6 protein-coding genes are annotated in these 13,171 nt (G+C 35.9%); all 6 read right to left on the reverse strand.

Features of this window, described 5'->3' with window-relative positions:
• Positions 1-11 precede the first annotated feature (11 nt).
• Positions 12-3,221, reverse strand: a complete 3,210-nt coding sequence (locus H344_RS0105785) for a SusC/RagA family TonB-linked outer membrane protein (RefSeq protein WP_026809445.1) — start codon at positions 3,219-3,221, stop codon at positions 12-14.
• An 846-nt stretch (positions 3,222-4,067) separates the two neighbouring features.
• Positions 4,068-5,540 (reverse strand): hypothetical protein, encoded by a 1,473-nt coding sequence (locus H344_RS0105790; RefSeq protein WP_026809446.1) that lies wholly within the window; start codon positions 5,538-5,540, stop codon positions 4,068-4,070.
• Between the two features lie 11 nt (positions 5,541-5,551).
• The gene (locus H344_RS0105795) at positions 5,552-8,665 is read right to left on the reverse strand and encodes a SusC/RagA family TonB-linked outer membrane protein (RefSeq protein WP_026809447.1); all 3,114 of its coding nucleotides are present in this window, start codon (positions 8,663-8,665) and stop codon (positions 5,552-5,554) included.
• A 671-nt stretch (positions 8,666-9,336) separates the two neighbouring features.
• Positions 9,337-10,890, reverse strand: coding sequence for a helix-turn-helix domain-containing protein (locus tag H344_RS20960; protein WP_084148741.1), 1,554 nt, complete (start codon positions 10,888-10,890; stop codon positions 9,337-9,339).
• Between the two features lie 399 nt (positions 10,891-11,289).
• Entirely contained in the window at positions 11,290-12,003 is a 714-nt protein-coding gene (locus H344_RS0105805; protein ID WP_026809449.1) for a DUF4197 domain-containing protein, read from the reverse strand.
• 130 nt (positions 12,004-12,133) lie between these two features.
• Positions 12,134-12,985, reverse strand: a complete 852-nt coding sequence (purU, locus tag H344_RS0105810) for a formyltetrahydrofolate deformylase (RefSeq protein ID WP_026809450.1) — start codon at positions 12,983-12,985, stop codon at positions 12,134-12,136.
• Between the last annotated feature and the right edge of the window lie 186 nt (positions 12,986-13,171).

Consider the following 13,171-nt stretch of genomic DNA (forward strand, 5'->3'; position numbering starts at 1 on the left):
AATTTTTAAAATTAAAATTTAGCTCTTACTCCAAAGGTAAAGGTTGATAATGGAGAATAACGGTACATATCAGAAGTACCAGCCTCATGTGTAGATGGGTTAAATCCATCTCTTTTAGATAACAGCCATAAATTGTCTCCAGAAACCCAGAAGTTTAAGTTAGACATTCCCATTTTCTCAACATACATTTTTGGGATAGTGTACCCTAGCCTAATGTTGTTTAGGTTTAAGAAATCTGACTTAGTGATGAATCTAGTTGAGGAAGATGAAACGTTGCTATCATAATCATTTGAAATACGTGGTACAGAAGTAACATCACCAGGCTTTTGCCATCTATCTAAGATGTCTGTATGCCAGTTGTTTCCACCTACTTGATCATTCCCCATTAATCTAGCATAAGCTCCATCATAAGCATATCCTCCTACACTATATAGGAACTGTGCACTAAGGTCCCATCCTTTATAACCTGTACTAAGGTTAAATGCACCTCTAACGGTAGGAATTGCAGACTTTCCAATATATTTTTGGGTAGCCTGAGCGTAAGATTCAGTAGTAGTCATGGATAGGTTGTTGGCATTTTCTGGGAACTTAGCAACATAATCTGCCATAGAGGCAACTCTTTCACTAGCTTGGTATTCACCATCATTGTTTTCATCAAAATAGTAAACATTCCAAGTACTTACTCCAGTTTCAGTATCTACCCCTGCATACTCTCGGGTATAGAAGTCGTATAAAGAATGACCATTAGATCTACCAAATAATCCATCAATATCAATAATTTTCTCCTCTCCAGTTGCTGGTTCAATCGGCATTGTGGTTAATTCATTGTCTAATAATTCTCCGTTTACCGTAAGGTCTAAATAGAAATCTTCTGTTTTTACCAAGTGAGCAGTAACATCAAACTCTAAACCTTTATTACGTAAAGCACCATCATTTACTTTGATAAGGGCATATCCAAGTGAAGGGCCATTTCTTCTGTCAAAAATTAGATCTTCTGTATTTTTCACATAGTAATCAACTGCAACATCTAATACATTGCCAATTCCAAATTCAATACCAGTTTGGAACATTTTAGAAGTTTCCCAAGTTAAATCTGGATTTCCTTTAGTGTCAAAAATTAATGAAACCTCATCGTTTAAGTTTTGAATATCATAAAGGTCGTAACCAGGGTAGTACCCAACGCCACCTTGCTCTCCAATTAAACCGTAACTTGCTTTTAGCTTTAAGTTGCTTAAAAAGTCTTGGTTTTGCATAAAGTCTTCGTTAATCACTGCCCATGCAAGTCCTAAAGAACCAAAAGTTCCCCATTTGTTTTTCAAAAATCTAGAAGAACCATCTCTTCTCACTGTTCCAGAAAGGAAGTACTTATTGTCGTAGTCATAGTTTACTTGACCAAAATAACTTTCTAGGGTATAATCTCTAGTGTAAGAACTAGCAGGAGAAGAAACTACCGCATTGTTCAATTCAGTACCAAATGGATCAACTAGGTTGGTTTTGTATGCAGAAAGATACTTTCTTTCCCAAGAGTTGTTCTCATGAGCAACAAGAGCTTCAAAGTTATGACGATCAAATCTCTTTTTGAAACGTAATAAGTTTAACATGTTGTAAGAGAATACTTCTGTTTTGGTTTTGTAAATAGAACCTCCACTAGAAGCGCTTGGTCCGTAGAAAGGGCCATTTTGTCCGTCAAAAGAGCTATTGTAGTACTGAGTACCAAATCTATTCTCTAAAGTAAGGTTATCTGTGAATTTAACGTTTAATGAAGTGTTGAAGTTTATTTCATGGGTAAATCTATTCTCAACACTGTTGTGCGCATCGGAGATTGCATTGGTTAATGCACCAAAACCTCTTCCACTTCCATAGTCATATATATTACCACCGTAGTAAGGGTCTGGCATAGTATTGCCATCTCCATCTCTTAGGTAAAGTGGGTAAATAGAAGGAATATTATCTACAAACCAGAAAACACTACCAGAATCCTCAGATTGACCACCATTGTTAGTTTCTGAAACGGTATAGCCTAAATTCATAGATCCGTCTAACCAATCTTTTACTTTGTGGTTTACATTTAAACGAGCAGAATAACGCTCAAAGTCAGAGTTAATTGAGTATCCTGTGTCATTTAAGTATCCAATAGAGCTAAAGTAATTCGTTCTCTCGTTACCACCACTTATTTTAACGTTAGCTTCTATCCTGCTAGAAGGTTGAAAAGCATAATCTTCCCAGTTTTCTGGAGTGTATTTACGAGTAACGCCTTTTCTTACTAATCCCGTTGCCGGGTCTATCAACTCTCCACCATCGGCTACATTCCACATATTGTATTTAGAGTGAATACCATAACTAGAATTAAATAGATTAGCATTTGCCCAAGCTATAGATGTAGCTTCATCCCTACCATATGAGCCTATAAAATTCTTAAGACCTTCCCAGCTTAATCCTATGTATTGTTCTGGGGACTTAATAGTGTTGTATCTTGGTAGTAAACTAAAGTTTTGTCCAGTTTTGGTCTCTACTTCTATATAGTTGTTCCCGTTTCTACCTTTCTTTGTGTTTATAACTACAACACCGTTAGCACCACGTGCACCAAAAATTGCAGTTGCAGAAGCATCTTTTAAGATAGTTGTAGATTCAATATCACTTGGGTTTAAGGCGTTAATGTTACCGTTATAAGGAACACCGTCTACTACATATAATGGATCTCTGTTACCGTTAACCGATCCAAAACCTCTAATACGGATAGTAGCTGCTTCACCAGGCTGTCCAGATGTATTAATAACTCTTACCCCTGCAGACTCACCAGTAAGGGCTTGTGATACGTTAGAAACACTCTTACGCTCTAATAATTCGGAGTCAATTTGTTTTACCGAACCAGTAAAAGATTGCTTAGTGGTAGTACCGTATCCAACAACGATTACTTCTTCTAAGGCTTGTGTATCTTCTTCCATTTGTACATTAATGGTGTTTGATGCGCCTATAGTTATTACTTGAGTCTTTTGTCCGATATAGCTGAACCTTAATACATCACCTTGCTTAGCGTTGATGGTGTAGTTCCCGTCAAAATCGGTTTGTGTACCGTTAGTTGTTCCCGATACAACGATAGATACTCCAGGGAGAGGTAATTCATCCTTGTCAGTTACCGTACCGGTAATTGTTTTTTCTTGCGCCATCATTGCCAATGACACTAAGAAAAGTTTTAAGAATAAAACATACTTAATTTTCATAGAAATTAATTTGAGTTAGTTAAAGATTAAATTTGAGTTGTAATTGGGTTTATTCAGGCTTAGAGGCTGGGTTTTAACGGCTGCTAATCGTTCTAAAAAACATTTCAAATTTTAACAAATTTGTGATTTTCCTGCGCCTAAGCAATAAAGCCAATTGGCAAATTAACCATAGTAGAATATAATAATCATCAATCCCGACCTAAAGTAAAGTCAGTCCGATTATAATTAACGTTAACCAACTTGGTAAGATGTTGTAAAACAGTGTAAAGTGAATAAGTGTATGATTAGTTCTGAAGGGGGAGATTAATAGTTAAATAAACGCAATTCAGGACCTAAGTGGTAAAAAATATAGTGATATTGCTTGGTTGGAGATATAATGTAAGGGCTTTATGCCTCTTCGTTTTTATTAAGAATTTGTTAAATAGCTGCATGGGTAATTGTTATTTTTATGCAAATATTATGACTAAATACCTTGTTGAAAATCGGTCTTAAATAGGTTAATTTATTGTTATTAAAATGCACTGGAATTTTATTCTTCGGTTCCGGTAATTTGTTTTGTTGGTAGGGTATTTCTTACTCTGAAAACTATTTTTAAGATGTAGTTGTATGGAGTGGTTTTTAGAATATATCTGCCTATTGTGTAAATTTTAGGTAGCTCAATCATGCTGAAGGGTGTTTTGTTGATTAGGCTTAATTTCTAAACTAGAATTTTTTGCGATCCAATAACTTTATTGATGGTTTTACTCGTTATAGGTAAACTGTAGTGATTTGATTTTATTAACTAACAAAAAAAGGCCGTCCAAAATAATTTTGGACGGCCTTTGGTTTAATGTGGAATGCTTGGATCTATCTCCAACCTCCATTAGAATAATCTTCTCCTGCAACCCCGCTAGTTCCACCAAAGGTGTAATAAGCTTCAGGAATAGCGTCTAATGCTTTTCCAGGAACAGGGAAGTGTAATAAAGTTCCTTTTTGTAATAGGTCTTCTTTTCTCATTTCAAAGAAAGGTAAGCCCATACCTGTATAGGCAAATTCTACCATTCTTTCATAGTGAATTGCATCATAAACTTCTTGGGCGTCTGCAGATACTGGAGGAAGTTCACCTCTAGTGGTTCTTGTTCCTTCATTCACAATAGCCGCTGCAGCTGCTGGGTCTCCGCCTCCGATATTTAATAGAGCTTCAGCTTTATATAAATCGTTTTCTGATTTAGATATCTCCGTCAACGGAATGGTCCACTGATCAATGTATGGGTTAAGCCTAGCGTATCTATAGGTACTGAAGTGATATTTACCTCTATCAGGGCTGAAGCTATTAGAAGCAAGATATTCATAGTCGGTTTCCAATCTTTTGTCAGCAGAAGTAGACTCTGGTAGCGTGTTAATATCATCTGTCCAATATGCAGGAGTGTTAGGGTCCATCATATTAATAACTCTCATGTCTACTCTTCCCCAACCAGGGTATACAAGGTAGGTTTGTGGTATAAGCGCATACCAGTTAATGTCATCCATAAGAATATCAAAGTCGCTAGTTATGCCGTTATCAGCATATTGTAGTACTTTGTTCCAATCTACTGAACTCTTTTGAGCGCTATTCCTGATGTTTCCTACCAGCATACGAGCTCCCATACTGTTCATAATTTTAGACATGTTTTCACTAGAAGCATTTACTCCAGGTAACCAGCCTTCCGGTAAGGTAAAGGTGTTGGCATTTGCAATAGCGATAGCTTCATCCAATTTTTCCAATGCGTATGTCATGGCGGTGTTATAGTCAGTTTCACCTGTCTCGTGTTCGCCAATAGGTCCTTCAGCATTGTAAAGCCATACTCTATCAAAAACCAATGATAGGTATCCTACAGATAGCGCTTGACCTAATTTCCCCATCATTTCAACCATGGCTGGGTCGTCAAACTCAGTACCAGATTCTACCGCAGCCACTATGGTATTGGCATCGGTTAGCATAGAATATAGGGAGTTAAAATAGGTTACTGTAATGTCATTGCTGTAACCGGAGGTGTTATTGAAAGCAACTCTAGGTTCGCTAGATAGATCTCTCATCCCAAAGTTACCCCAAGATACCGTAGAGGCATCTGCCATAGTGGATAATGCAGCGCCAGGCCCTTCGGTGCTGTGGGTTGTCATATACCAGCTATTTAAAAGGTTGCCAGCAGTCGATTCCAATGCTACTGGATCTGATGCTAAAATCTCATCATTTGGATTCTCTTGGTTTAAGACTTCCAAGTCGGTTTCGAAATCTTGACATGAGCTTGCCAATAATAAGATTGGCAACATTATGTATAGAATTTTATTAATATGTTTCATGTGTTTATTTATTAAAATTTAAACTGGATAGACATGGAGTAAGAAGATTGATTTGGATATACACCATAATCTAGAGAAAAATACTGTTGCGTGTTACTGTCATATCTAGAAACTTCTGGATCCCATCCTAAGTAATCGGAGATGGTTAATATATTTCTACCGATTAAACTTAATTTTATTTCTTCAAAGAATCCTATTCTGCTCATATGCTTCTCAGGGATGGTGTAAGCTAAAGATACTTCTCTAAGTTTAACAAATGAACCGTCTTCTACCCAAAACTTATTGTTTTGGTTAACGTCATACAGAGATTCGTAGTACGTTACTGCCTTCTTTTGATCTGCTGGCTTTCCTGCTTGGTCAACCATCACATTTCTTTTTGCAATAGTATTCCATTGCGCATTTTTGTTGTAGATATCGCCACCGCTTTTCCAATCCCAAAGCATGTAAAAATCAAAATTCTTATAAGTTAAATTTGAAGTTATACCTACTCTAAAGTTCTCGTTTTGATTACCAATTTTATCAAATACAGGAATTCCATCTTCATCTACTTTGATGATTGCTTTTTCGGTAGTGGTACCTACGGTAGCACTTTCAACAACAACTCCGTCAGCATTTACTTCATAGTCTGATATTGAAGCGCCTGCAGGCAATTGCTGTTCCATTGTAGCAAGGTCAGTTACAAAACTTCTTCCGAACATACTTCCGAATTCCACACCTTCACGAATTAAGAACATAATTCCTTCATCGTTAGCTCCATCTGTTGGTCCAACAAGCTGTTCTGGTGCATTTAATTTGGTGATCATGGTTTCTGTTGTAGAGAAATTTGCTCCAACTCTCCATTTTAAATCAGAATTATTAATGATTCTAGAATTTAAGGAAAGTTCGTAAGTGTCAGATTCTAAATCACCTACATTCTGCCATTGAGTAGCTTTTCCTGCATTTGCAGGAGAAAATAAGTTAACGATCATAAACTGATCTGATACTACTTGATTAGAGTAAGCAAACTGTAAATCGAATATGTCTAAGAATCTAGCGTTTAATCCAAACTCCGTTTCTTTAGTTAAGGAAGGCTTTAAGAAAGGGTTTCCTTTTCTTCTAACTGAGGAAAGAGATCCAGTGCTAATATTGGTCTGCTCATACTGCCAGTTGAATCCTGGACGTTGTCCGGAAGTACCTGTGGCTGCATTAATTTTTAATTCTTGTACTCCAGGGATATTAATGTCTTCAGAAATCCTATAGGCTGCGGAAAGTCTATAGTAGTTGTTCCATCTATTTTCGGAACCAAATAAGGAAGATCCATCTCTTCTTACTAGTCCATCTAAAATATACCTGTCTTTATAAACAAGACCACCAATTGCAAACATATTCTGGGCTCTTTCGCTTTCATAGTCAGAAGTACCGTAAACATCCTTAGTATCAAAATTGTCTATAGATGGAAGATCTTTAAATTTATAGTCATTTCCAGTTAAGGAATTGTAATCGTAGGATCTATCCTCGGCCAAGTAGCTAAGTTTAGCCATAAAATCTAACTCTCCAAACTCTTTCTTAAAGTTAAGGGTTGCTTGTACCTTTTGTGAAACTTCAAGGTAATTACTTTTGTTTAAAGAACCTTTGCTATAGCCGAATCCAGTTGCGTCTCCAGTAGTAGTGTAAGTTTCGTATTTGTTATTGCTAGAGAAGCGGTAAGCATTATTCTCAAAAGAATATTCAACATCCATATTCAGCCAATTAGTGAATTTGGCGTTTAACAAATATCCTCCCAAAAACCGCTGCTGCTGTGATCTTGCGTCTCTATTGTACAGTTCGTACATAGGGTTGGTGATTTCTGATTCCCAAGGGTCTGGCAGGTAATAGTAAGGCTGACCGTCTGGGTTATTCGCTTGTACGTTGGAATCTGGATTTAACCTTGTCATAGATCGGTAAATACCAAATCCTCCTCCTGGGCTATTGTCTACAACTCTTACAAAGTTATTACTAGCCTTAAAAGTTAACCAATCAAAGATGTCGTAATCTATATTAGCTCGGATACTGCTTCTTTCGTAACCTTTTGTTTCTGCAAGTACTCCTTCTATATCGGTATTCTCAGCAGAGAAGAAGGTTCTTACATTTTCTCCACCAGAAGAAATAGAAGAGTATAATGTTCTATTTACACCTGTTTTAAAGAATATGTCTTGAAAATCGTAATACACTCCAAAAGGGTTGTCCGAATATCCATTATCTTCTAATATCCTTGTTCCTTGAACAGCTGTTGGACCGGAATTTGCGAATACGCTCTGGTATCCAGCAGGATAAGTTACGCCTTCATACTTAGTGTATTGGCCTTTATAATCTTCCCAATCTGATGCCATTTTAAAGTTATGCGATTGGTTGGTCTTTACGAAATTTGTTACTTTAGAAATTCCTGTTTCTGCTCTTACAGTTACAGAGGTCTTTCCAATTTTACCTCTTTTTGAGGTGATTACGATTACCCCGTTACCTGCACGCGATCCGTATAAAGAAGAAGCGGAGGCTCCCTTTACCAATTCGAAGGAGGCGATGTCGTCCACGTTGATGTCCGCAAGTCCGCCTTCAATAAAAACACCGTCCATGATAACTAAAGGGGCTTGTGAACCATATAGGTTGGCGGCACCTCTCATAATTATGGTAGCACCTTCACCTGGGCGACCAAGGTTACTAACCGATACACCGGCAACTTTCCCTTGTAATGCACTTGCAGCAGAGCTAGCGGGTACTTTTTCAAGGTCTTCTGCTGATACGGAAGCAACGGTTACGGAAAGTTTTCTCTTGTCGGTTGCTCCTGCAACACCTGTTACTACTACCTCTTCCAACGCTTGTGCGTCTTCCTCCATTTTTACGTTGATAGTGTTAGAGGTGCCAACCGTAACATTAACTGTTTTTTGTCCAATGTAACTGAACTTTAATACATCACCTTGTTTGGCATTGATGACAAAATTACCATCAAAGTCGGTTTGTGTACCACTAGTGGTGCCTGAAATAACAATAGATACTCCAGGAAGTGGTAAATCATCCTTATCAGTTACCGTTCCGGTAATTGATTTCTCCTGCGCCATCATTGCTAATGACACTAAGAAAAGTTTTAAGAATAAAACATACTTAATTTTCATAGAAATTAATTTGAGTTAGTTAAAATTTGAATTCTGCATTGGTTTTTAAGATCTGAGTGATTTTATGAAAAGTTAACCCATAAAAAAATGAAACAATTTTCTTATACTATTGATATTGTTTCAGTTCTGACTTTTATTGCCAATGCCCAAATTAACTATAGTGAATATGAATATTAATTAATCCCGACCTAAAGTTATTTCATTCCGATGCAAATACACATTAACATACATTGTAATGTATTGTAAATAAGTGTAATATAAATTATAATCGATGTCCGATGCTTTTTAGGAAAACATTAACTTTTTTAATTTTTATCGATTTTTAGTTCTTTTTATCCTTTAAATGGAGTCCTAATTTGTGTTTTAAATAGGGGATAAATTAGATGCGTTAATGAATTTGGTTTATCCTATGTTAGTATTGTCTGAGTGTGTTACCTGTAACAAAATGATCCTAAGTGGTGTGTTTTTAGTGGTTTTTTGTTGTTGAATTATGGAGTGATTCTGGTGGGGTGGCCTAGACACAGAATAGGTTTAATTCATTAGCTTAAATCGAATAAATAAAATTCAGGTCTTGTCTAAGATAAAAGAGATTAAGATTGATAAAGATTAGGAATATTGTTCTTATAGCCTAGCGGTTGTACTTAAATAGGTGTAGGGTATTGTTGCCTTAACTATGAAGCGGATTGTTCGTCCTTGTACTTCGTTTTGATGTATTGGGTAGGGGTCATTTTTTTACGTTTTTTAAAAGCTTTGTAAAATGACACTTTGTTGTTAAATCCAGATTCATAAATAAGGTCGGTTACTAGTTTTATTTTACCATTATTATTTTCAATGATGTTGACTGCTTCCTGTACTCTGTAATCGTTTATAAATTCGTAGAAGTTTTTTTCAAATTCTTGGTTAATTACTTGTGAGAGACTGTATCGGTCAGTATTTAACTCGTTAGCCAATTTCTCTAAAGTGATTCCATTGTCTAGATAAACTTTTTTGGTTTCTATTAGGTTGGTTAACTGAGCTTTTAATGTATTTGTCATTGCATCGGTTAGACCAGAATTTTTGTATTTAATGTCGGTTCCCTCCTCAGTTTCGGCTTCCGTTAAGACCTCGGCCTTCCTTATAATGTCTGGCTGTAGGTAAAGCATAAAACTATAAAGGCAAATAAAGAAGGAAAGTGTTATTGTGGCGAAATATATGGAGATGTAATTAAAGTCATCTGAATTGCTATATAGCGCTCTAGAAAATATAATTATCATTAATACTCCTAAAAAAGTGATAGCAAGTATCAGCCATTTTTTGTTGAAAGAGCTAAAAAGGTTTTTATATTGGTAATAAAGTCGAACTAATAAGATTAGGTAAATTGTACAATGAATCGATTTTATAAACTGACTTTCTAAAAGTTTATTAATTATCGGTCTGAAGTTGGTGGTGTTAATATCCGTTTCTGTATTTACAGCAATTAGTAGTAAGATGCAAAAAATAAAAAATATGCCGTAATGTTTTAAAATTTCATTTATTCCAGTCTTTGGTTCAAGATTAAGTTTTTTGCGGATATATAAATAGAGAGATGGGGGCCAAAGGAAATAATGAATCTTAAAAAAATATACTCTAGGATTATAGTGGAAATCTTGTATCCAGTAAACGGCATGCTCCAGTACCATCGTGGAGACTCCAAATAAATATATGGCTAAATATATAGTGTGTGTTCCTTGCTTTCTGTATTTGAATAATATTTTTGTAGCTATGAGGAAACCAGCGATAGCAATAAATAGGAATAAGTAATTGACTAATTGGTGTAGTAACAGGGCGTAGTTGTTGACGTCTTGTCCTTCTGGTTCTAAATTGTTTGTCAGCTTTCGTTCGTTAATTATACTTTGTGACAGTAAATACTCGGTGTCTATTGATTCACTGGTTTGCAGCGAATCGAGAGAAGATTTACTCGCTTCAAAATACTCGTTAAAGCTAGGGGTGTTCTTATGGCCCTTCAAATTGGCGGAAAGGAAGAAGGTATATGCGGAACTAAAATTTTTATGTAAGTATTCGCATTTTCCTAATTCAAAACATTCCTCTGCCGTTAGTTGCTCTATAAATTCTAATGTAATTTGTTCTTGGGATAGGGGGACGCAATCAGATGAAGTTTCTGTACTGGGCATAGTTGCCCATGTGGATGGAGCTAATAATAGGTGCATCCATATGATAAAATATCTTATAAAGTTCTTCAATGCCATAAATTGAGTGCAAAGAAACACATAAAATTACATATATAGTATAGAATTAAACTTGTAGTGCCTTTAAAGGAACGTTAAAATAGAGAGGTCAAGGAAAAAGGTAACTTACCAAGTGAATTAGTATTTTTAAATGGTGTGGAGTGGTGTCTGCTCCTTTTTTAAGAATTATCAAAATCCTAGTAGAGTTAGTAAGGGATGCTTTACGGGATGTAAGTTGCTGATTTTGAAATGTACTTTGTGTTATTGCTCCCTTATATATAGGTCTTCTCTAGAGGCTGCTTTTATCTTAGTAATAAAAATTCCTGTTTTTAATTTGATTTTTTTATATAAGGAATTGTTCTTAATCTGTAAGAATAGGGTTAACGGTTAGTTATTCAAATACAAATCCACTAGCTAAATCTAATTTCTGTGGTCTTGTAAAGCAAAAACACGCTTTAGAATAGCAGTAGTTCTGGAGGCGGTTTTGGTTCTAATCTCTTTTTCTTCCAAAGCAATCATGGAATATACACCTTTTAGGGCTTCTTGGGTAACGTAATCCGTTAAGTCTGGGTTAACAGAACTGGTAAAAGGGATGGCATTATACCTATTAATTAGATTGCTCCAAATTTGGTCTGCACCTACTTTTTCAAAAGATTGTTTTATTACTGGATTAAACTTATCGTAAAGTTGGCTTTGGGTGGCCTGTGTAAGATATAGTGTGGCTGCATCATCTGAGCCTAATAAGATGTTTCTGGCATCATTGAAGGTAATTCCTTTTACCGCATCTACAAATATTGGGGTCGCCTCTTTAACGGCATCTTCAGCTGCCCTATTCAATATTTTTAGACCTTCATCTGCTAAATTAGAAAGTCCAATATCTCTTAGTGTTTTATCTACTTTTTGCAACTCTTGGGGAAGCATAATCTTCACCAATTCATTTTTGTAAAAACCATCTGTTTGGGTGAGCTTGCTTACCTGTTTTTGGATTCCCATATCCAAGGCTTCTCTCAATCCAAGGGCAATCTCATTATTTCCAATAGTGCCGCCTGCTTGTGGTAACTGATTTACTACTTGTTGTAATTCTGCGCATCCTAAAAATTGAAATACTACTAATAGTAATAATGCTCTTTTCATTTCTATGTTTTAATTAAAATTTCTTATCTACTCCTTGGTTTTCTATGTGTGGCTACTATTTTCTAAGTGAGGTGGGGCTTTAGGTTGAATTTCAAAATATGATATAAATACTATTCTAGCTATGCCCTGCCTAGGAGAAAATTACCGTTTTATTATTATAAACCATTGTTTTTCTAGCAATATGTAGCTTTACTGCACGCGAAAGTACAATTTTTTCTAAGTCTCGACCTTTAGAGATAAAGTCTTTTATACTATGGGCATGGGTCACGCGGGTTACATCTTGTTCTATTATTGGTCCGGCATCTAATTCCTCTGTAACATAATGACTAGTAGCACCTATGATCTTAACACCTCTTTGAAACGCAGCATGGTAAGGTTTGGCACCGGCAAAGGCAGGAAGAAAGGAATGGTGAATATTGATTATTTTATTAGGAAACCGATCTATTATCTTTGGGGTTATTATTTGCATATACCTAGCTAAGACAATAAAGTCTACTTTGTATTCTTCCAAAAGTGAAATATGCTTTTCTTCTGCAGCTAGTTTGTTTTCTTTTGAGATTGGGATGTGATGAAATGGAATATTAAACTGATCTGCAATATAGGATAGATCCGGATGGTTGCTAAGTATAAAAGGAATCTCTACTGCTAATTCTCCTGAATGAAATCTACTTAAAAGATCGTAGAGGCAATGATTGTACTTTGAAACGTACAGGGCCATTTTAGGTTTTGTAGACCCAAGATGTAGGCTCCATTCCATTTGGTAGGGAATGGCTATATTTTGCTCAAATTGCTGTTTTAAACTCTTGACTACGGGTATGTTTTTTTCAAAATCGCTTTCTAATCTCATGAAAAACACTCCGGCTTCCTTATCTACATGCTGATCGATGTAAATAATATTTCCTCCATTTTTATGGATAAAACCGGTGACGTTACTAATGATACCCGACTGATCGGGGCAGTGAATAAGGATGGTTGTCTTCAAAAATGTAGTTTTTAAGTAGTAAAATTAGGATTTTGAAAAGGAAAAGACTTGCATTATTGAGTTTTTTATAATATTCGAAAATGGACCCCTTAGTTTTTGCGATTTCATTAAATTGCAAAAGATTAGACGCTGTCATATTGCGAATTAATTAATAGTGAGGCTAACCCTATTTGGTTACTTCGTAAG

It is taken from the genome of Arenibacter latericius DSM 15913, assembly GCF_000424985.1.
Taxonomy (GTDB): Bacteria; Bacteroidota; Bacteroidia; order Flavobacteriales; family Flavobacteriaceae; genus Arenibacter; species Arenibacter latericius.

Coding starts and splice junctions, on each gene's coding strand:
- H344_RS0105795 (WP_026809447.1), bottom strand. CDS start 8,665: ATGAAAATTAAGTATGTTTTATTCTTAAAACTTTTCTTAGTGTCATTA.
- H344_RS0105785 (WP_026809445.1), bottom strand. CDS start 3,221: ATGAAAATTAAGTATGTTTTATTCTTAAAACTTTTCTTAGTGTCATTG.
- H344_RS0105805 (WP_026809449.1), bottom strand. CDS start 12,003: ATGAAAAGAGCATTATTACTATTAGTAGTATTTCAATTTTTAGGATGC.
- H344_RS0105790 (WP_026809446.1), bottom strand. CDS start 5,540: ATGAAACATATTAATAAAATTCTATACATAATGTTGCCAATCTTATTA.
- H344_RS20960 (WP_084148741.1), bottom strand. CDS start 10,890: ATGGCATTGAAGAACTTTATAAGATATTTTATCATATGGATGCACCTA.